Origin of the sequence: Metapseudomonas otitidis, from assembly GCF_900111835.1 — a bacterium.
Lineage (GTDB): Bacteria > Pseudomonadota > Gammaproteobacteria > Pseudomonadales > Pseudomonadaceae > Metapseudomonas > Metapseudomonas otitidis.
Genome location: NZ_FOJP01000003.1, coordinates 77,496 through 96,298 on the forward strand (window position 1 = coordinate 77,496; position 18,803 = coordinate 96,298).

The 18,803-nt window shown below is 66.7% G+C and carries 19 protein-coding genes; all 19 read right to left on the reverse strand.

Annotated elements, in window-relative coordinates; translation table 11 throughout:
- Positions 1–6: 6 nt before the first annotated feature.
- The 19 genes from hisF to flgB all read right to left on the reverse strand — a co-directional run bounded on the left by hisF (position 7) and on the right by flgB (position 18,747).
- Positions 7–813, reverse strand: a complete 807-nt coding sequence (hisF, locus tag BM198_RS04635; RefSeq protein WP_044408194.1) for an imidazole glycerol phosphate synthase subunit HisF — start codon at positions 811–813, stop codon at positions 7–9.
- Positions 810–1,421 (reverse strand): imidazole glycerol phosphate synthase subunit HisH, encoded by a 612-nt coding sequence (gene hisH / locus BM198_RS04640; protein WP_074968152.1) that lies wholly within the window; start codon positions 1,419–1,421, stop codon positions 810–812. Before hisH ends, hisF begins: the two co-directional genes overlap by 4 nt.
- The gene (gene pseI / locus BM198_RS04645) at positions 1,418–2,482 is read right to left on the reverse strand and encodes a pseudaminic acid synthase (protein WP_044408199.1); all 1,065 of its coding nucleotides are present in this window, start codon (positions 2,480–2,482) and stop codon (positions 1,418–1,420) included. The genes hisH and pseI overlap by 4 nt, the downstream gene beginning before the upstream one ends.
- On the reverse strand, positions 2,479–3,978 hold the full coding sequence (gene pseG / locus BM198_RS04650; RefSeq protein ID WP_074968154.1) for a UDP-2,4-diacetamido-2,4,6-trideoxy-beta-L-altropyranose hydrolase: 1,500 nt from the start codon (positions 3,976–3,978) through the stop codon (positions 2,479–2,481). The genes pseI and pseG overlap by 4 nt, the downstream gene beginning before the upstream one ends.
- A complete protein-coding gene (pseF, locus tag BM198_RS04655) occupies positions 3,979–4,683 on the reverse strand; it encodes a pseudaminic acid cytidylyltransferase (protein WP_074968157.1) in 705 nt (234 codons plus the stop codon). It lies immediately after the preceding gene.
- Positions 4,680–5,300, reverse strand: coding sequence for a pseudaminic acid biosynthesis-associated methylase (locus BM198_RS04660; RefSeq protein WP_074968159.1), 621 nt, complete (start codon positions 5,298–5,300; stop codon positions 4,680–4,682). Before BM198_RS04660 ends, pseF begins: the two co-directional genes overlap by 4 nt.
- Positions 5,301–5,312: 12 nt before the next feature.
- The gene (gene pseC / locus BM198_RS04665) at positions 5,313–6,470 is read right to left on the reverse strand and encodes a UDP-4-amino-4,6-dideoxy-N-acetyl-beta-L-altrosamine transaminase (RefSeq protein ID WP_074968161.1); all 1,158 of its coding nucleotides are present in this window, start codon (positions 6,468–6,470) and stop codon (positions 5,313–5,315) included.
- Positions 6,471–6,472: 2 nt separating this feature from the next.
- Positions 6,473–7,468, reverse strand: a complete 996-nt coding sequence (gene pseB, locus BM198_RS04670) for a UDP-N-acetylglucosamine 4,6-dehydratase (inverting) (RefSeq protein WP_044408214.1) — start codon at positions 7,466–7,468, stop codon at positions 6,473–6,475.
- A gap of 184 nt (positions 7,469–7,652) precedes the next feature.
- Positions 7,653–8,957: a flagellar hook-associated protein FlgL gene (gene flgL, locus BM198_RS04675; protein ID WP_074968163.1), complete on the reverse strand. Its 1,305-nt coding sequence runs from the start codon at positions 8,955–8,957 to the stop codon at positions 7,653–7,655.
- A 12-nt stretch (positions 8,958–8,969) separates the two neighbouring features.
- Positions 8,970–10,994, reverse strand: coding sequence for a flagellar hook-associated protein FlgK (gene flgK / locus BM198_RS04680; protein ID WP_074968165.1), 2,025 nt, complete (start codon positions 10,992–10,994; stop codon positions 8,970–8,972).
- A gap of 9 nt (positions 10,995–11,003) precedes the next feature.
- Positions 11,004–12,182 carry a flagellar assembly peptidoglycan hydrolase FlgJ gene (gene flgJ, locus BM198_RS04685; RefSeq protein WP_074968167.1) on the reverse strand — a complete coding sequence of 393 codons (1,179 nt, stop codon included), beginning with the start codon at positions 12,180–12,182 and terminating at the stop codon, positions 11,004–11,006.
- Between the two features lie 10 nt (positions 12,183–12,192).
- On the reverse strand, positions 12,193–13,293 hold the full coding sequence (locus BM198_RS04690; protein WP_044408224.1) for a flagellar basal body P-ring protein FlgI: 1,101 nt from the start codon (positions 13,291–13,293) through the stop codon (positions 12,193–12,195).
- Positions 13,294–13,307: 14 nt separating this feature from the next.
- Positions 13,308–14,021 (reverse strand): flagellar basal body L-ring protein FlgH, encoded by a 714-nt coding sequence (flgH, locus tag BM198_RS04695; RefSeq protein ID WP_044408227.1) that lies wholly within the window; start codon positions 14,019–14,021, stop codon positions 13,308–13,310.
- Between the two features lie 19 nt (positions 14,022–14,040).
- Positions 14,041–14,826 carry a flagellar basal-body rod protein FlgG gene (gene flgG / locus BM198_RS04700; protein ID WP_074968168.1) on the reverse strand — a complete coding sequence of 262 codons (786 nt, stop codon included), beginning with the start codon at positions 14,824–14,826 and terminating at the stop codon, positions 14,041–14,043.
- A 46-nt stretch (positions 14,827–14,872) separates the two neighbouring features.
- Positions 14,873–15,613 carry a flagellar basal body rod protein FlgF gene (locus BM198_RS04705; protein ID WP_069560336.1) on the reverse strand — a complete coding sequence of 247 codons (741 nt, stop codon included), beginning with the start codon at positions 15,611–15,613 and terminating at the stop codon, positions 14,873–14,875.
- Positions 15,614–15,830: 217 nt separating this feature from the next.
- Positions 15,831–17,144: a flagellar hook protein FlgE gene (gene flgE / locus BM198_RS04710; protein ID WP_074968170.1), complete on the reverse strand. Its 1,314-nt coding sequence runs from the start codon at positions 17,142–17,144 to the stop codon at positions 15,831–15,833.
- A 33-nt stretch (positions 17,145–17,177) separates the two neighbouring features.
- Entirely contained in the window at positions 17,178–17,855 is a 678-nt protein-coding gene (flgD, locus tag BM198_RS04715) for a flagellar hook assembly protein FlgD (RefSeq protein ID WP_044408239.1), read from the reverse strand.
- A 20-nt stretch (positions 17,856–17,875) separates the two neighbouring features.
- Positions 17,876–18,328, reverse strand: a complete 453-nt coding sequence (flgC, locus tag BM198_RS04720) for a flagellar basal body rod protein FlgC (RefSeq protein WP_074968172.1) — start codon at positions 18,326–18,328, stop codon at positions 17,876–17,878.
- An 11-nt stretch (positions 18,329–18,339) separates the two neighbouring features.
- Positions 18,340–18,747 carry a flagellar basal body rod protein FlgB gene (gene flgB / locus BM198_RS04725; protein ID WP_074968174.1) on the reverse strand — a complete coding sequence of 136 codons (408 nt, stop codon included), beginning with the start codon at positions 18,745–18,747 and terminating at the stop codon, positions 18,340–18,342.
- Positions 18,748–18,803: the final 56 nt, after the last annotated feature.

Consider the following 18,803-nt stretch of genomic DNA (forward strand, 5'->3'; position numbering starts at 1 on the left):
AGGCTCCTAGAGACTGAGTAGCTGGGGGCTGCGAACGTTCAGCCCCTGCTCGAACAGGTACTTGCGCGCCAGGTAGACGCTCTGGTCGGTGTAATGAAAGATGTTGGCCGCCGCCACCGCGTCGACGCCGGTCTGCTCCAGGGCCTGGGCCATGTGCGACCACTCCCCCACGCCCCCGAGGGCGATCACCGGGATGTGCACGCTGGCGCAGACCCGGTCCAGCAGGGCCAGGTCGTAGCCCTGGCGCGCGCCGTCCCGGTCGATGGCATTCACCATCACCTCGCCGGCGCCCCGCTCCTGGGCCTCGCGCACCCAGTCCTCGACACGGCGGCCGGTGTCGCGACGCCCGCCTTCGGCGAACACGCGGTAGTCGTCACCCTGCTGCAGGACATCCACCGAGAGCACGATGCACTGCGAGCCGTATTCGCGGCTGGCCGCCTCGATCAGGTTTGGGTCGTCCAGGGCAGCAGTGTTCAGCGTGACCTTGTCTGCCCCCGTGGCCAGGCGCCGGGCGATATCGTCCAGCGAGCGGATGCGCCCGCCCAGGGTGATCGGCATGAAGGACGCCCGGGCGACTTCGGCGACGATGGCGTCAATGTCCTGCAGGTTGCGGCTGCCCAGGTCATCACGGCCCAGGTCGTAGTGGTCGTCGCGGCTGATGTCCAGATAGACCAGCTCGTCGGCGGCCCAGTCGCTGAGCCGGCGGACGGCAGCGGAGGGATTACCCAGCACCTGGTGGCGGGAAAAGCGCTTGCTCTGCACCAGCTGGCCGTTCTTCAGCAGCAGGACCGGGATGATGCGTTTCTTCTTCATGCCAGCTCCAGGAAGTTCTTCAGCAGCTGGGCGCCGGCCCGCTGGCTCTTCTCGGGGTGGAACTGCACGCCCAGCACGTTCTCCCGCCCGACCACCGCCGGGAAGCGGCTGCCGTACTCGACGGTGGCGATGACGTCATCGGCCGAGGCCGTGGCGAAGGCGTAGCTGTGCACGAAATAGAAGTCCGGCGTGGCTTCCAACCCCTGCAACAGGGGGTGGGGCAGCTCCCCCCGGATGTCGTTCCAGCCCACGTGGGGCAGCGGCAGGCCGGCACTGTCCAGCGCCAGCACGCGACCGGGTATCCAGCCGAGCCCGGCATGCTGGCCGAATTCATGACCCTCGTCGCTGAGCACCTGCATGCCCACGCAGATGCCGAGGAAGGGCTTGCCCTGTTCGAAGACCGCACGGCGCACACCGTCCAGCGGCAATTGCTGGACGATTCGCGCCATCGCCGCGCCGTAGGCCCCCACGCCGGGCAACACCAGGTGGGTGGCGTCGGCGATCACCTGGGGATCGTTGGAAACCCGGGTTTCCCCAAGGGTGGCGAACAGGTTCGCCACCGAGCGGACGTTGCCGGAGCCGTAGTCGAGGATGCACACCCGGCTCATCGACCGCCTCCCGACAGGTGCCGCCAGGCCAGCGCCTGGCCGCGCTTGAGCGGCTCGCTGGCAACGCAGCGCAGCACCTCGTCCAGGTGCTTGGGCGGCAGGCCGAGGCCCGGACGGATGGCGCGCACGTTGTCGGCCGTGAAGGGCTCGCCGGCGGCGATGTCACGCACCACGTAGAGGGAACGACGAAACACCAGGGACTTGCGCTCGGCCGGCGTGGGCCCGTAGTGGACCTGCCCGAGGGCCTGCCAGGCCCGCTCGGTTTCGCTCACCAGGGCCGCCAGCTCGGCCGGCTCCAGGGAGAAGGCGGAATCCACCCCGCCCTCGGCACGGGACAGGGTGAAGTGTTTTTCGATCACGCTGGCGCCCAGGGCGACGGCCGCCACCGAGGCGCCGACGCCGAGGGTGTGGTCGCTCAGCCCCACTTCGCAGCCGAACAGCTCGCGCATGTGGGGAATGCTGCGCAGGTGGGTGTTGGCCGGGCTGGCCGGGTAGGTGCTGGTGCATTTGAGCAGCACCAGGTCACGGCAACCGGCGCCGCGTGCCGCGTCGACGCAGTCCTGGATCTCGCCGACGCTGGCCATGCCGGTGGAGATGATCAGCGGCTTGCCGGTGGCGGCCACGCGACGGATCAGCGGCAGGTCGACGTTCTCGAAACTGGCGATCTTGTAGGCGGGCACGCCGAGGGATTCGAGGAAGTCCACCGATGTGGCGTCGAACGGCGTGGAGAAGGCCTCCAGACCGCGCTCGCGGGCGCGGCGGAAGATCGGCTCGTGCCATTCCCAGGGGGTGTAGGCCTCACCGTACAGACGATAGAGCGAGGTGCCGCTCCACAGGCTGTCGGGGTCGCCGATGTGGAACTCGCCCTCGTCCAGGTCGAGGGTCATGGTGTCCGGGGTGTAGGTCTGCAGCTTCAGCGCGTGGGCGCCGGCATCGGCGGCGGCATCCACCAGCGCCAGGGCACGCTCCAGGGACTGGTTGTGGTTGCCGCTCATCTCGGCGATGACGAAGGGCGCCGCATCACGCCCGATGGCTCTGGCGCCGATCCGAAAGGTGCTCATCGGCTCTCTCCCTGCAGGGTTCGTTGAAACACACAGTGACGCTGGGTGAAACCGGCGCGCTCGAAGAGTAACAGCGAGGCGAGGTTGTCAGGGCGTACCCGTGCCTCCACCCCGCTCACCTCCGGCCAGTGAAGGGCCAGGGCCGCCTCGCCGGCCTGCAGCATGTACAGGCCCCAGCCGGCCGAATCGCGGCCGGGCAGCAGGTAGAGCGAGACCTCGACCCGCGCCGTCTCGATGCGGTCGTAGCGCAGCACGCCAACCGGGCCGTCCGCCGCCTCGGCCAGCCACAGCAGGTGCTGGTCCGGGCTGGCGAGCACACGCTCCAGCCAGCGCACATGGGACGACCACTCCACCGGCTCGGTGTTGAGCGACGCCCGTCGCACCGGCTCGGCGTTGCGCCCTTCGAACAGCAGCTGGGCGTCGTCCAGGGTTGCCGCGCGCATGCGCAGGTCACGGGCCAGCAGGGCCGCGACCACGCGCCGGACGCCACGCCCGTCCACGGTCTCCCGCCCCCGCGCCGCCAGGCTGCGGCGCAGGCCCGGGTTGCCGAGCAGGATCCGTAGCGCCGCACGGTAATCATCGACCGCCAGGTCGGCAGCCTCTCCCAGGTAGAGGTGCAGGCCCGCCTCGGCCAGCCGCTCGGCATTGGGGCGCTGGTTGGGCGCCAGGGCCACGCAGAGCGTCGGCAGGCCCAGCGCAGCGCGCTCCCAGGTGGTGCCGCCGCCGGCGCCGATGCACAGGTCGGCCTGGCGCATCAGCCCGGCAAAGTCGTCGACGTGGCGATGCAGGGTCCAGCGGGGGTGCTGGCTTACCCGCTGCTCCAGTTCGCCCCACGCCGGGTTGGCAGCGCCGGCGACCACGTCGACCGCCACGTCGGGAAAGGTTTCCAGCGCGGCCAGGGCCTTCAGGGTCTCGCCGCCGATGTCCACGCCGCCGAAGCTCACCAGTACCCGCTCCACCCGCTCGGCAACAGCGATCGGCGCGCCCTGGAAAGCCTCGCGCAGGAGCGCGAAGTGAGGCCCGAGCAGCGGTTGACGGACAGTCGCCAGCGAGTCGTCGTCCAGGCGCTGGCGTGCGGTGGCGTTCTGATCCAGCAGCAGGTCGACCTCATGGGGGCGGTGCAGCAGGTCGTCGATGGCCATGACCCAGCGGGCACGCAGGCGAACGCCCCGCTCCCACTCGGCGCCGAGGCCGTAGTGGTCCACCACGCACCAGTCGAACGTCGTGCCAGCGGGCAGCGCCTGCCACAAGGCGGCCAGGTCCTCTGCCCAGGGCAAGGGGGACTCTACGCAGGCGCGCTCATCCTCGACGCCTTCCAGGCGGTGCACCGGGAACCCCCGGGCGGCGATCAGCGCCAGCCCGTCACCCAGGCCTGGCCGGCAGGCGAACTGCACGTCGCAGCCGGCCTGGCGCAGCGCCTCGGCCAGGGTCAGGCAGCGCATCACATGGCCGGAGCCGATGCGCAGGGACGCATCCGCCCGCACCAGCACCCGCATTCAGATGTCCCCTTCCAGCAGCAGCGCGGTGTACATCTGCTCGGCCCGGTGCCAATCGTCGGGGGTGTCGATGTCCTGTACCAGGAAGCGCGGCAGTACCAACGGCCGCGAATGCGCGGCGTGGATCGGCTCGCCACGGGTCCAGGCCTCGGTACGCCCCCAGTAGAACTGACCGGCATCGTGGTAGGCCGGCTCCAGGTCCTGGGAGCGGGTTTCGCGGAACTGCGGGTAGAGCGACTCCACGCCGCCCTCGGCGGTGAGGCGCAGGGCGCGCTGCACCGGCGAAGCGAAATCGGTGACGGTGAAGGCGTAGTGCGCATCGGGGTGTTGCAGCAGCAGATCCAGCCCGGCCTGCAGGCTGTCGGCCTGGACGAAGGGCGCGGTGGCGTAAAGGCAGCAGACCAGCTCCGGCTGTTGGCCGGCGGCCGCCAGCTCGGCAACGGCATGCTGGATGACTGCGACCGTGCCGGCATGGTCGTCGGCCAGGGCCGCCGGGCGCATGAAGGGCACCTCGGCACCCAGTTCGCGGGCCACGCCGGCGATCTCCTCGTCGTCGGTGCTGACGATCACCCGGTCGAACAGCCCGGACAGCAGGGCCGCGCGGATCGGGTAGGCGATCATCGGCTGGCCCTGGAAGAGCTTGATGTTCTTGCGCGGGATGCGCTTGCTGCCGCCTCGGGCAGGGATGATGGCGACGCGGCTCATGGGCGCTTCTCCAGCAGGAACCAGGTGATGTCGTCGGTGGGGAAGCTCGGGTCACGGCGGTAGACGAAGCCGTAGTCCACCAGGCGCAGGTCCTCGTAGCGGTCGAGCAGCTCGCCGGCGAAGTCGCGCTTGAACAGCTTGCCCGCGTGCCCCCGGTAGCTCACCTCCACCGGTGAGGGGTTGTAGTACTCGGCGACGAGTACATAGCGCCGGCTGGCCTCGTACAGCTTGGCGTAGGCCTTGGGCAGCAGCTCGGGCGGCAGGTGGATGAGCACACCACGGGTGAACGCCAGGTCCACCGGCTGGCGCACCGGGTAATCGAACAGCGAGCCGTGCCAGACCTCGGCGATGCCCAGCCCCTGGGCGATGGCGTGGGCCTTGGCATTCAGCTCGACGCCATGCAGGGCAGCGTCCGGCAGCAGCCGGTGCAGCGCCTGGAGGTTGAGCCCGCGGTTGGTGCCCAGCTCCAGCAGGCTGTCGAGCCGCCCGGCACGGCGCAGGGCCTGGGCGAAGAAGGCGGTGGCGCTGGCCACGTGGCGCTCGCCGTCGTTGCGGTCGACGTAGTCGTCACCGAACTCGCCCTGCCAGAAACGTTCCTGCTCGGTCAGTTCGCGCATGGCGCGTCTCCTTCAGCGCAGGAGGGGGGTCAATGCCTGCACCACCCGCTCCTGCTGGTCATCGGTCATGCCGTGGAAGAGCGGCAGGCTCAGGGCCTCGGCGTAATAGCGCTCGGCTTCGGGGAAGTCGCCCGGGGCGAAGCCCAGCCGCTGGTAATGAGGCTGCAGGTGCACCGGGATGTAGTGCAGGTTGACGCCGATGCCGGCGGCCCGCAGCCCCTCGAATACTTCGCAGTGGCTGCGGCGGATGGCGTCCAGGCGCAGGCGCACCGGGTAGAGGTGCCAGGCCGAGTCGGCCCCCTCCTGGCGCCCCGGCAGGCGCAGCGGCAGGTCGGCGAGCAACTCGTCGTAGCGCTCGGCCAGGGCACGACGACGGGCGACGAAGGCCTCCAGGCGCTGCAACTGGGAGAAGCCGAGGGCGGCCTGCAGGTCGGTCATGCGGTAGTTGAAGCCCAGTTCCAGCTGCTGGTAGTACCAGGGGCCGTGGCTGGCTTCAGTCATCGCGGCCGGGTCGCGGGTGATGCCGTGGCTGCGCAGGCGCCGCAGGCGCTCCGCCAGGTGCGGGTCCTGGGTGGTGAGCATGCCGCCCTCGCCGGTGGTGATGATCTTCACCGGGTGGAAGCTGAACACGCTGATGTCGGCATGGGCGCCGCAGCCCACCGGGCGCCCGAGGTAGGCGGCGCCGACGGCGTGGGAGGCGTCCTCGATCACGCGGAAGCCGTAGCGCCGGGCCAGCGCGGCGATGCGCGCCATGTCGCAGCTCTGCCCGGCGAAGGCCACCGGCACCAGCACCTTGGGCAACCGGCCGCGCTGCTCGGCCTGGGCGAGGCGAACCTCCAGCAGGTCCACGTCAAGGTTGAGGGTGCGCGGGTCGATGTCGACGAAGTCCACCCGGGCGCCGCAGTAGAGCGCGCAATTGGCGCTGGCGACAAAGGTGTTGGGGCTGGTCCAGAGCCAGTCCCCCGGGCCCAGGTCGAGGGCCAGGCAGGCGATGTGCAGGGCTGCCGTGGCGTTGCTGACGGCGATGCCGTGGGCGGCCTCGCAGCGGGCGGCGAAGGTGCCCTCGAAACGCTCGATGGCCGGCCCCTGGGTCAGCCAGTCGGAGTTGAGGGTCTCGACGACGGCGTCGATGTCCGCCTGGGAAATGCTCTGGCGTCCGTAGGGAATCATGCTCAGGACCAGGCCTCGGCCAGCTCGCGCAGTTCGGCGACGCTGAGGTAGTGGGGATTGCTGTCTGAGACGTACTCGAAGCCCTCCTCCACGGCCCGCCCGATCCCTCCCAGGCCGTCACAGGCGTAGTCGTACTGCATGTTGAAGTTGATGGAGGGGGCGATGACGAAGTGGCTGTCGAATTCCCAGGTGTGGGAGCTGTCATCGCGGGAAATCATCATCTCGTGCAGCTTCTCGCCGGGGCGGATGCCCACCAGGCGATGGGGCAGGCCCGGTGCGAGGGCCTCGGCCAGGTCGGTGATGCGTGCGGAGGGGATCTTCGGCACGAACAGCTCGCCGCCCTGCATGCGCTCGAAGCTGCGCATGACGAAGTCGACGCCCTGGTCGAGGGTGATCCAGAAGCGGGTCATGCGCGCATCGGTGATCGGCAGCTCGCGGGCGCCGTCGGCCAGCAGCTTGCGGAAGAACGGCAGCACCGAGCCCCGCGAGCCGACCACGTTGCCGTAGCGGACGACGGCGAAACGGGTCTGGTGATCGCCGGTGATGTTGTTGGCGGCAACGAACAGCTTGTCGCTCAGCAGCTTGGTGGCGCCGTAGAGGTTGATGGGGCTGGAGGCCTTGTCGGTGGAGAGCGCCACCACCTTCTGCACGCCGTTGGCGATGGCGCCGTTGATGATGTTCTCGGCGCCACCGACGTTGGTGCGGATGCATTCGGTGGGGTTGTATTCGGCGGCCGGCACCTGCTTGAGGGCTGCGGCGTGGACTACCAGGTCGATGCCGCGCAGGGCCTGCTGGACGCGGTCGGCGTCGCGCACGTCGCCCAGGAAGTAGCGCATGCAGGGGGCATTGAACTCCTGCTGCATCTCGTACTGCTTGAGCTCGTCCCGCGAGAACACCACCACGCGCTTGGGCTGGTAGCGCTTGAGCAGGCTGCGGATGAAGGAGCGACCGAACGAGCCGGTGCCTCCGGATACGAATACGGACTTGCCATCGAACATGCGTGTTCTCCCCTGCCCTGCCGCCACCGGCTTCGCCGACGGCCCTGCGCCTGTCGTGCTGACGGAATTATGGCGTTCTATTCGGTTTTCAGGTCACGAAGCAAGCATGGTGCCAACCCACCGGAATGCAAGGCGGCGCCGTGTCCCAGGGACAGGGCGCCACCAGCGGTGCAAAGAAGGTCGATCAGTTGAGGAAGTTGAATAGGCTCAGGCCGTTGATCTTGACGAAGCTCTGCTGGGCCGCCTGCAGGATGGTGGACTGCATGGTGAGGCGCGAGATGGCCTCGGCATAGTCCAGGTCCTCCAGCTCGGATTGCACGGCCTTGTTCACCAGACTGACGTCGTCGACGAACCCTTCGGTGGTCTCCAGGGTGTTCAGGCGCGCACCGATGGAGCCCTGCACGGCAAGTACCTTGGTATTCACTGCTTCGAGGTTGGACAGTGCCACCGCCACCGAATCACGAATCTGCAGGTTCCCAACCGGGCCATCAGAGGAGGATTGAAGGGCCTTGCGCAGGTCGGAGACCACGTTCAGCAGCCCACGCTTCTCCTGGGAAGGGTTGCGGTTGATGCTGAAGTCGTCGCCGGTGGCAGGCTTGCCGTCGATCTGCACCTTGACGCCACCGTAGGTGACGAAATTAGGGGTGGCGGTATTGGTATCGAACGCCCCGGTGGCCAGTTGGCCGGTGGGCGGCGTGGCCGGGTTGTAGGTGGCCCAGTTGTAGCCCGGTGGCAGAGTGGCCGGGTTGTAGACCACATAGTTCTGCGAGTCGAGGAAATGGATGCCGATGGCATCGGTGGCCGCTGGCGGGTTGCTGGCGGGGAAGATGGTGTCGTAATCGACCTTGTCCACCACCAGGCCCTGGGCGATGCGCGCGGTACTGCCGGTACCGACGGTCCCCTGGGAGGTGGTAACGCGGTTGGCGTTGAACACGTCCTCGAACAGCGCCTTGCCGTTGTCACCTAGGGCGAGGAAGGTGCTGCTGGCCACCTGCACTTCGCGCCGCCCCTCGTCACCCAGGTAGCTGTAGGTGCCGTCGGCATTGCGGACGAACGGCGCGGTGTCGGCCTGGGAGCCGCCAAACAGGTACTTGCCGCTGGAGTCACGGCTGTTGAGCAGGCTGAGCAACTCGTCCTCGCGCTGTTGCAGCTCGGTGCCCAGAGCTGCCTTGTCGGTGGAGTCCTGGCCACCGTCGCCCGCCTGTACGGCAATCTCGCGGATGCGCTGCAGCACGTTGCCCACCGAGGTCAGGACGGCCTCTTCGGCATTGAGGCTGTTCTTGGCGGCGGTGATGTTCGACTTGTACTGGCCGTTCAGCGACTCCTCCTGGCTGAGCTGCAGGAGGCGCACGGACGCCACCGGGTCGTCAGCCGGCGTGAGGAGGCGCTTGCCGGTGCTGATCTGTTCCTGGGTGCGGGTGACGTTGGAGTAGTTTCGCTGCAGGCCGGCAACCTGGTTGTTGAAGGCCTGGATGGTGGAGATTCTCATATCGCATCAGCCTCAGTTGAAGGCGCCGATCAGGGTATCGAACAGCGCCCGCGCAACTTGAATGACCTGGGCATTGGCATTGTAGTACTGCTGAAACCGGATGAGGCTGGCGGCCTCTTCGTCCAGGCTCACGCCCGACAGGGAGTCACGGCTGTCCTGAGCCTGCTTCTGTACCGCCTCGGAAGAAGCCGCATTGACCCGTACCTGGGACGTGAGCGCACCGACCTTCTCCACCAGGGCGCTGTAGGAGTCGTTGTAGGTGGCGCTGGTGGCACCGATGTTGACCGTCTGCTTGGTCTGCAACCCCACCAGGGCGAGGCCGTTGCGGTTGTCTGCGGTGCCCTTGGTGTTGAAGGCCAGGGTGAAGCTGTCGCCGCCCTGGGGAATGCCCGAGACGGTGAACTCGTAGGTATAGCTGTTGTTGGTGGACGGGTCGGTGTAGTTCAGCCGCAGGGTGTTGTTCTGCCCGGGCGTCAGCGCCGTGGTGGACGGCGAGACGTAGCTCAGGGTCGCGCCGGGCGGCAAGGTGCCGGTCAGGGTGTTGGTGGTCGAATCGAACGTCAGCTTGCGACCGGTGGTGCCGAACAGGTCCTGCAGGTCGGTGAGGTCGATGGGCGACGGGCCGTTCACCAGCGCCGGCTGCCCGATGGCGCCGGTACCCCGGTTGTTGGTGGTGGCTTCGGCGCGGGCCGAACCGGCGAACGCCAACTGGTCGGCGGACTGCAGCGTCGCGCCGAAGTCGGCAGCGCCGCGACGGGTCGGCTGCAGGGTGAAACGGTCACCGGCGGCCGGCAGTGCGTTCAACTGCACCTGGAAACCCTGGTTGACGCCCGAGGCGTCGGCGAAGCTCAGGGTGTAGGGGCCGGTGCCGGTGACCGTGACGGTCATGCTGGCGTTGTCGGACAGGCGCAGCGCGGTGAAGTTGGTGCCGTCGAAGTCCAGCCGGTAGTCGCTGGAGGTCATCTGGCTGGTGTTGGTGATGTTGAGGACACCACTGGCCGTACCGGTGTTGGTGGTAGCCGCCAGTACACGCAGGGATGCCGCCTGGGCCGAGTTGATATTGGCGAAGAGCGGGCTGCCGGCCCGACCAACCAGGTCCAGGCCCTGGCCCAGTTGCTTGTTGACCGTGTCGCTGATGGTGATGGCGAGCTGGCCCAGGGCGTTGTAGGACTGGTCCAGCGCGGTATCACGGTAGGCAATCAGCCCGCCCATCTCGCCGCCGGTCACCTGGTCGGTGACGATCTGCGAGACGCCGCCGGTGATGAGCTCGATCTGGTAGCGCGACGGATCGTTGACGCCCGGCGAGGCTTTCAAGGTGGAGGCGGAGTTGCCCACCACCAGCGGCTGGCCGGTGCCGATGAACAGGCTGAGGGTGCCGTCCTTCTGCTCAAGGGTCTTCACGCCGACCATCTCGGAGATCTGCCGGATCGCCTCTTCGCGAGCGTCCAGCAGGTCGTTGGGCTCGGCGCCGTTGGCACGCGCCTTGGCGATGGCGTCGTTGTAGGAGGCGACGTTGGCGGCCAGTGAGTTGATCTGGGTGGTCAGCGCACCGAGCTGGCTGTTGATCTGTTCGTTCTGCTTGTCGAACTGGCTGTAGAGCGTGTTGAAGGTGTCCGAGAGGCTCTTGGCCTGGGACAGCACGGCCTCGCGCCCGGCCAGGGAAGCCGGGTCCTGGGAGGCGGTCTGCAGCGAGGTGAAGAAGCTCTTCAGCGCCGGGCTGATGCCGGTGGTGGTGCTGGACAGCAGCGAGTCGAGCTGTTCGATCTGGCTCTTGAATGCCTGCAGCTCGCTGTTCTGGCTGGTGGCGGTGCGCAGCTGCGAGGTGAGGAACTCGCTGGCCAGGCGGCGCACATCCGTCACCTGGCTGCCGGAACCGATGTAGCCGCCGCCGGTGAACTGCGGGAGGTTGGTCTGCTGCACCGTCTGCTGGCGTGAAAAGCCGGGCGTGTTGACGTTGCTGATGTTGTGTCCGGTCGTGGTCAGCGAGGTCTGCGTGCTGCGCAGGCCGGACAGGCCGATGTAGAGAAGGTCAGCCATTGCTCATCCTCATGAGTTGGGCACCGAACCGACCGATGCGACGGCCTGGTAGGTCTGCATCTGGCGCGCGATCTGCGTGACCTTGCGGGCGTACTGCGGGTCGGTGGCGTAGCCGGCCTGCTGCAGTTCGCGCACGAAGCGCTCGGGTTTGTCGGTCACGGCCAGTGCGTCCTGGTAACGGTCATTCCCCTGCAGGAAGCTCACGTAGTCACGGAAGCTCTGCCGGTACGAGTCGTAGGCGCGGAACGAGGCCGCTTCCTTGACGGCTTCGCCGTCCTTGTATTCGGTGGTCACGGCGCGGGCCGACTGGCCGTCCCAACCGTGGGACTTGATGCCGAACAGGTTGTGGCTGCTGCTGCCGTCCTGCTGGCGGATGATGGATTTGCCCCAGCCGGTCTCCAGTGCAGCCTGGGCCACCAGGAAGCGCGGATCGACGCCGATGCTCTTCGCCGCTTCCTGGGCCATGGGCATCATGGTGTCGATGAATTCCTGAGGCGAACTGAAGGCAGGCTTGCCCGGTGCCAGCGGCGTTTGGGCGATGCGCCGGCCAATCACCGCGTTGTCGCCGTCCACCGAGGCCACGCCACGCTCGGGCGCGCCATAGGACTTGGCCGGCAACCAGTCGGAACCGGCCAGGGCCTGCTTGCCGTCTGCGGCACCCGCGGGCGGGACGATGCCGGCCAACAGGCGGTCGGTGAAACGGCTGGGCAGGCTGATACGGCGCTGGGCCAGCAGTTTGGAATCGTCCCGGCCCGCCTCCGGCGCAGCCACCGGGCTGCTGCCCTTCTGCGGCCACTGGGCTCCGGCGGTCTCGGCCACCTGGGCGAAGGGGTTGGCCTTGCCGGTGGACTTGGTCTTGCTCAACTGGCGGGTCAGCACATCGGCCAGGCCGATGCCGTGGCCCTTGGAGATGGTGACCGCAAGCTGCTGGTCGTACATGTCGCGGTAGGTCTTGCTCTCGTTGCTGTTGAGGAAGTTGCCTTCGGCGAAGACGTCGCCAGCGGCACGCATGGACTTCAGCATCTCGTTGACGAACAGCGACTCGAACTCCTGGGCGACCTTCTTGACGTTTTCCTCGCCGTCGCGCCCCTTGCCCACCTTGAACTGGGCCATGCGGTTCAGGTCGGTGAAGGCACCGGAGTCGATGGCCCCGCGCGTGGCGAGGCCCGTAGTGAGCCTGGAGTCCATGATCGCTACCTCAGATCACGATCAGGTCAGCCTGGAGAGCGCCGGCTTGCTTGAGCGCCTCGAGGATGGCCATCAGGTCGGAAGGAGACGCCCCCACCTGGTTGACCGCGCGGACGATCTCGTCCAGCGAGGTACCGGGAGCGAACTTGAACATCGGCTTCGCCTCCTGGTCGGCCTTGACCTTGGAACGCGGTACGACGGCCGTCTGCCCGCCGGACAAGGCGCCCGGCTGGCTGACGATGGGGTCTTCGGTGATGGTGACGGTGAGGCTGCCGTGGGTGACGGCGGCCGGCTGCACGCGCACGTCCTGGCCGATGACGATGGTGCCGGTGCGCGAGTTGATGATGACCTTGGCCACGGCCTTGCCGGATTCGATTTCCAGGTTCTCGATCACCGAGAGGTAGTCCACGCGCTGGTTCGGATCCAGCGGGGCGCTGACCCGTACCGAACCGCCGTCGATGGCCTGGGCAACGCCTGGGCCAAGCAGTTCGTTGAGCTTGTCGACGATGTTCTTGGCGGTGGTGAAGTCCGGGCGGTTGAGGTTCAGGGTCAGGGTGTTGCCCTGGTCGAAGCCGCTCGGCACCGGGCGCTCGACAGTGGCACCGGCGGGAATCCGGCCGGACGACGGGACGTTGACGGTGATCTTGGAGCCGTCGCTGCCCTGGGCGTCGAAGCCCCCCACCACCAGGTTGCCCTGGGCGATGGCGTAGACGTTGCCGTCGATGCCCTTCAGCGGGGTCATCAGCAGGCTGCCGCCGCGCAGGCTCTTGGCGTTGCCGATGGAGGAGATGGTCACGTCCAGGGTCTGGCCGGGCTTGGCGAAGGGCGGCAGGTCGGCATGGATGGAGACGGCGGCGACGTTCTTCAGCTGCACGTTGCCCGAACCCGCCGGCACCTTGATGCCGAACTGGGCCAGCATGTTGTTGAAGGTCTGCAGGGTGAAGGGCGTCTGGGTGGTCTGGTCGCCGGTGCCGTTGAGGCCCACCACCAGGCCGTAGCCGATCAGCTGGTTGTTACGCACGCCCTGAATACTGGCCAGGTCCTTCAGCCGCTCGGCATGAGCGAGGGTGCTGGCAAGCAACAGGCAAAGGGCTGCGGTGAATCGTTTCATGTCGCGCTACCTGCTCAGAACGGCCACAGCGGGCTCATGAAGAAGCGGTCGAACCAGCCCGGCTGGCTGGCGTCGGCGAAGGCGCCGGTGCCCGAGTAGGTGATACGGGCGTCGGCCACGCGGGTGGAAGACACGGTGTTGTCGGTGCCGATGTCGTCCGCACGCACCAGGCCGGCGATGCGCACCAGTTCGTCGCCGGTGTTCAGGGTCAGCCACTTCTCGCCGCGTACTGCGAGGATGCCGTTGGGCATCACCTCGGAGACCGTGACGGTGATGGAACCGGTCAGGCTGTTGCTCTGCCCTACCTTGGAGGTGCCGTTGGCGTCACGGGTGCCGTTGTAGCCGGCGGACAGCGTGAGGTCTTCGGCTTCCAGGGGGTTCAGCTTGGTGCTGGGGTTGCTGATCGAGACGCCGCCGCCGAACAGGGAGGTCAGGCCGATGTTGGCCTTGCTGTTCTTCTGGATCTGCGAGTTGGCGTTCTTGCTGGCCTGGGTCCGCTCGTTGAGGGTGATGGTGATGATGTCACCCACGCGGTAGGCCTTGCGGTCGTTGTAGAGGTTGGTCTCGAACCCGGGCTGGTAGATGGCGCCGTTGTTCTGCGCGGCCGGCATTGGGGTGCGGGGCAGCACCGGCGCGTAGTACGGGTCGTTCGGCTTGGGCGGCGGCGCGACGCACCCGGCGAGGAGCTGGGTGGCGAGCAACGGGGCGATGATGAGCAGCCGGTTCATGACAACTTACCTCGGGGCGTTACAGGTTCTGCGAGATGTAGCCGAGCATGGAGTCGGCGGTGGAGATGACCTTGGAGTTCATCTCGTAGGCACGCTGGGTGGTAATCATGTCCACCAGCTCCTCCACCACGCTGACGTTGGAGTTCTCCAGGGTGTTCTGCAGGACGTTGCCGAGGCCGGTGAGGCCCGGGGTGCCGACCTGCGGCGCACCGCTGGCGGCGGTCTCCAGGAACAGGTTGTTGCCGATGGCCTGCAGGCCGCTGTAGTTGACGAAGTCGGCGGTCTGGATGTTGCCGATCACCTGGGGCGTGGGGTTGCCGAAGGTGGTCACCGAGGCGGTGCCGTCCTCGCCGACGGTGAAGGTCTGGACCTGGGCGGGCAGGACGATGGCCGGCTCCAGGGGGTAGCCCTGGCTGGTGACGATCTGCCCGTCGGAGTTCAGGTGGAAGCTGCCGTCGCGGGTGTAGGAGACGGTGCCGTCCGGCATGAGGATCTGAAAGAAGCCGCGCCCATTGATGGCCAGGTCCAGCGGCTGCTCGGTGGTCTGCAGGCTGCCCTGGGTGAAGATCTTCTGGGTGCCGGCGATGCGCACACCGGTACCCAGCTGCAAGCCGCTGGGCAGTTGGCTGTCCTGGGTGCTCTGGGCGCCGGGCTGGCGGCGGATCTGGTAGAGCAGGTCCTGGAATTCGGCGCGGTCGCGCTTGAAGCCGGTGGTGGAGACGTTGGCCAGGTTGTTGGAGATGGTGGTCAGGTTCATGTCCTGAGCCGCCAAACCCGTCTTGCTGACCCAAAGTGCCGGAATCATCGTCATTCTCCTCGGGCGCCGAAGTCATGGCGCCGCGTACTGGTTGTTAGCTGAGCTGCATGACCCGTGCCATCGCCGCGGCGTCGTCCTCGGCGGTGCGCATCATCTTCACGTGCAGTTCGAATTGACGGGACAGGGAGAGGATCGCAGTCATCTCCTCGACGGCATTGACGTTGCTCGCCTCGAGGAAGCCCGAGGTGAGCTTGACCGTGCCATCCACGTCCGCCGGCTGTTTGTTCTTGGTGTGGATCAGGCCATCGAGGCCCTTCTCCAGCTGCTTGGGATCGGGGTTGACCAGCTTGATGCGGTCCACCTCGGCCATCACGTTGGGGGCCTCGCCCAGGGCGCGGATGCTGATGGTGCCGTCGGAACCGATCTCCACCTTCTGCTCCGGCGGGATGGCGATCGGCCCGGCGTTGCCGATAACCGGCAACCCATTGCCGGCTCGCAGCTGGCCGTTGGCGTCCACCTGGAGGCTGGCGGTGCGCACGTAGCCTTCGCTGCCGTCCGGCGCCTGCACGGCGATCCAGCCCTCCCCGCCGATGGCGATGTCCATGTCGCGCCCGGTCTCCTGCAGGGCACCGGGGGTGAAGTCGGTCCCGGGACGTTCGCTCATGGCGAACACGCGCGCCGGGAAGGTGTCGCCGAACACGGGCATGGAACGCGCCTGTTCGAAGTCGCGACGGAACCCGGTGGTGGACACGTTCGCCAGATTGTTGGCATGAGCGCGCTGGGCCAGGGTGTTCTGGCTGGCACCGGTCATGGAGATGTAGAGCATCTTGTCCATGGAGGTCTCCAAGGTGGGCTTTTGACGCCCGCATTGCTTTGCAGGGTCTACAGCAATTGCTGTGCCAGGCCTGCAAAATCGAGACAACTCATTGACGAATAAGGAAAAAGCAAAAAGAAAAAGGCCTCACATGGAGGCCTTGGAATGCCGTGGCGGCGAGGGGATGCCGCCAGCGGCAAGGTCGCCGCCACCCTTTTGACGGGCGGCGGCCACTCACTCAACGCAGGTTGATGATGGTCTGGGTCACCGCGTTCTCGGTCTCGATGGTCTTGGCGTTGGCCTGGTAGTTGCGCTGCGCCACGATCAGGTCGACCAGCTCGGTGGAGATGTCCACGTTGGAGGACTCCAGGGCACCGGACTGGAGAGCCCCCAGGGTGCCGGCACGCGGGGTGCCAATCACCGGCGCACCGGATTCGGAGGATTCGACCCAGGAGGTCTTGCCCACCGGGGTCAGGCCCTGGACGTTGGCGAAGTTCGCCAGGACGACCTGGCCCTGGAGCTGGGTCTGACCGTTGGTGTAGCGGGCGTAGATCATGCCCTTGTCATCGATCTGCAGACCGGCCAGCTGGCCGGTGGTGTAGCCATCCTGGGCCACGCTGGCAACAGCGAAGGCGCTGGAGAACTGGGTGGAGCCGCGGATATCGAAGGTGATGCTCGGGGCGGCAGCGGCACCGTTGGCACTCCACACCGGCGGGGTGGCGCCGTTGGACACGGCCGGCACCCAGCCGTTGATGCCCAGGGTGCCGTCGGCGTTGACGGCAAAGCCGCCGGTGTTGGCGAAGGTGGAGGTGTCCAGCTGGCCGGAGGTGGTGAAGCCCACCGGCGTGCTCATGGGCGTGGTGGAGGCCGGGTTGGTGGGATTACGGCCATCGATCAGCACGTTCATGGTCCAGGTGTTCGCCGGTGTGGCCGATTTGACGAAGTACTGGGTCATGACGTGGGGGTTGCCCTGGGAGTCATAGATGTTGACCGAGGTCGAAGAGTTGTAGCTCTTCGGGTCGGCCGGGTTGAACGGCGACACCGTCGGCGGGGTGTTGCTGGAGTTCAGGTTGAACGGCTGGGTGATGGTGGCGGTGGCCTTGGGCTGCTGGTTGTTGGTCTTGATGGTGAGGTCACCCACCACACCGCTTTGCAGCGCACCACTGGCATCTACCGTGTAACCCTGGAGACGGTAGCCGTTGTTGTCGACGATGAAGCCGTTCTTGTCGGTACCGAAGTAGCCGGCACGGGTGTAGCTGATGGCGCCGTTGTTGCTGGTGACGAAGAAACCGTTGCCGTTGATGGCCAGGTCGAGGGCGTTTTCGGTGTAGTCGATGGTGCCCTGGTTATAGAGCTGGGCGACGTTGGCCAGCAGCACGCCGCTGCCGATGGTCTTGCTGCCGGAGCCCAGCACGGACGCCGAGTACAGGTCCTGGAACTCACCACGGGACTGCTTGAAGCCCACGGTCCCGGCGTTGGCGATGTTGTTGCCAGTGATATTGAGGTCACTGGAGGCGGCGCGGATGCCGCTGAGGCCGATGTTGAACGACATGGGATGCTCCTGTTGCGCCGACAGCGTCGACGATTACTTACCGATGACCTGGACCTTGGAAAGCGCGATGCTGCCGAGCCCTGCGAGGTTGAGCGTCATTTCCCCGCCGTTCTGGCCCAGGGTGACGCTGTCGACGTTGGCCGGGAGGACAGTGCCCATGGCGACTGTCTTGCCATCGACCCCGGCCTCGGCCTTGAAGGTGTAGGTGCCCTTGGCAACGGCGTTGCCGCTGGAGTCCTTGCCATCCCAGGTGAAGCTGACCGCACCGGCCTTCTGTGCACCCAGGTTGACGCGGTTGACGGTGTTGCCCTTCTCGTCCAGCACGTTGACGTAGAGGTTGGACGTGGAACTGGTGAGGCTGACGGTGCCGGTGAGCCCTTCGGCAGGATCGACCACGGCCTTGCTGGAGGGGACCATGACCTTGCGCCCGACCAGAGAGGACGCCTGCAGCGCCTGGGAAGACTGGGTGCTGGAGAGGATGGTGTTGACGCTCTTGTTCAGGTTGTCCAGGCCTTCGACGGTACTGAACTGGGCAAGCTGCGCCACGAACTCGCTGTTGGTCTGCGGGTCCAGCGGGTTCTGGTTGTTCATCTGTGCCACCAGCAACTGGAGGAACTGGTCCTTGCCCAGCTCCTTCGACTTGGTGGTTTCCTTGAGCTTGTATTGATCCAGTACCGAAGAACTGGTGGTGGCGCCTACGTCAACGCTCATCTTGTCGCTCCCTCACGCACTCACTGACCCAGGGTCAGCACGCGCTGCATCATCTGCTTGGCGGTGTTCATCATTTCGACGTTGGTCTGGAAGGCTCGGCTGGCGGAGATCATGTCCGCCATTTCCTCGACCACGTTGACGTTGGGGTAGTACACGTAGCCGTCCGCGTTGGCGGCGGGATGGTTCGGCTCGTAGCGCGGCACCAGCGCGCTCTGGTCTTCGACCACGCCCAGCACCTGGACACCACGACCGGACTCGTCTTCGGGGGCGAACAGGGAGCCCTGGTCGTTGCCCTGGCCGTTGAGCTGGCTCTGGTACATGGTGGCGAACACCGGGTGGCGGGCGCGGTAGGTCTTGTCGATGCTGGAGGACACGGTCTCGGCGTTGGCGATGTTGCTGGAGACGGTGTTCAGCCGGGTGCTCTGGGCACTCATGCCGGTGCCGGCAATGTTGAAGACGCTGGACAGGGACATGGTCGTTCTCCTTACTCGCCGCGCAGTGCGCTGACGAGCCCTTTGAACTTGCTGTTGAGCAGGGTGAAGCTGGCCTGGAACTGCACGGAGTTCTCGGTGTAGCTGGACTGTTCCTGCTGCAGGTCGACGGTGTTCTGGTCGATCGAGGGCTGGAACGGGGTGCGGTACTTGAGGGACTCATCCAGCATGCCGGTGCCTTCGGCCGCGATATGGCGCGCGTTGGTCAGCGTGGCCTGGAAGGTGCCCTTGGAAGCCTTCTCCGCCTGCTCGGCGAGCACGGAGGAGAAGTCCAGGTCACGCGCCTTGTAGTTGGGCGTGTCGGCGTTGGCGATGTTGTTGGCCAGCACTTCGGCACGCTGGGTGCGGAACCGCAGGGCCGACTCGTGGATGCCAAGGGCGCTTTCGAAACTGATGCTCATCTCTTCCAACCTTTGCCGTGCGGCAATGACGGTTTGTCTGCCGGACATTCAGCAAG

Excerpts from the sequence above, each read along its gene's own strand:
- BM198_RS04705 (WP_069560336.1), bottom strand. The coding sequence starts at position 15,613 with ATGGACAAGATGCTCTACATCTCCATGACCGGTGCCAGCCAGAACACC.
- flgK (WP_074968165.1), bottom strand. The coding sequence starts at position 10,994 with ATGGCTGACCTTCTCTACATCGGCCTGTCCGGCCTGCGCAGCACGCAG.
- flgD (WP_044408239.1), bottom strand. The coding sequence starts at position 17,855 with ATGAGCGTTGACGTAGGCGCCACCACCAGTTCTTCGGTACTGGATCAA.
- flgB (WP_074968174.1), bottom strand. The coding sequence starts at position 18,747 with ATGAGCATCAGTTTCGAAAGCGCCCTTGGCATCCACGAGTCGGCCCTG.
- hisH (WP_074968152.1), bottom strand. The coding sequence starts at position 1,421 with ATGAGCCGGGTGTGCATCCTCGACTACGGCTCCGGCAACGTCCGCTCG.
- pseF (WP_074968157.1), bottom strand. The coding sequence starts at position 4,683 with ATGAGCCGCGTCGCCATCATCCCTGCCCGAGGCGGCAGCAAGCGCATC.
- pseI (WP_044408199.1), bottom strand. The coding sequence starts at position 2,482 with ATGAGCACCTTTCGGATCGGCGCCAGAGCCATCGGGCGTGATGCGGCG.
- pseG (WP_074968154.1), bottom strand. The coding sequence starts at position 3,978 with ATGCGGGTGCTGGTGCGGGCGGATGCGTCCCTGCGCATCGGCTCCGGC.
- flgE (WP_074968170.1), bottom strand. The coding sequence starts at position 17,144 with ATGTCGTTCAACATCGGCCTCAGCGGCATCCGCGCCGCCTCCAGTGAC.
- BM198_RS04690 (WP_044408224.1), bottom strand. The coding sequence starts at position 13,293 with ATGAAACGATTCACCGCAGCCCTTTGCCTGTTGCTTGCCAGCACCCTC.
- flgL (WP_074968163.1), bottom strand. The coding sequence starts at position 8,957 with ATGAGAATCTCCACCATCCAGGCCTTCAACAACCAGGTTGCCGGCCTG.
- flgH (WP_044408227.1), bottom strand. The coding sequence starts at position 14,021 with ATGAACCGGCTGCTCATCATCGCCCCGTTGCTCGCCACCCAGCTCCTC.
- flgJ (WP_074968167.1), bottom strand. The coding sequence starts at position 12,182 with ATGGACTCCAGGCTCACTACGGGCCTCGCCACGCGCGGGGCCATCGAC.
- pseB (WP_044408214.1), bottom strand. The coding sequence starts at position 7,468 with ATGTTCGATGGCAAGTCCGTATTCGTATCCGGAGGCACCGGCTCGTTC.
- pseC (WP_074968161.1), bottom strand. The coding sequence starts at position 6,470 with ATGATTCCCTACGGACGCCAGAGCATTTCCCAGGCGGACATCGACGCC.
- BM198_RS04660 (WP_074968159.1), bottom strand. The coding sequence starts at position 5,300 with ATGCGCGAACTGACCGAGCAGGAACGTTTCTGGCAGGGCGAGTTCGGT.
- flgG (WP_074968168.1), bottom strand. The coding sequence starts at position 14,826 with ATGATTCCGGCACTTTGGGTCAGCAAGACGGGTTTGGCGGCTCAGGAC.
- hisF (WP_044408194.1), bottom strand. The coding sequence starts at position 813 with ATGAAGAAGAAACGCATCATCCCGGTCCTGCTGCTGAAGAACGGCCAG.
- flgC (WP_074968172.1), bottom strand. The coding sequence starts at position 18,328 with ATGTCCCTGTCCAGCGTCTTCAACATTGCCGGCACCGGCATGAGTGCC.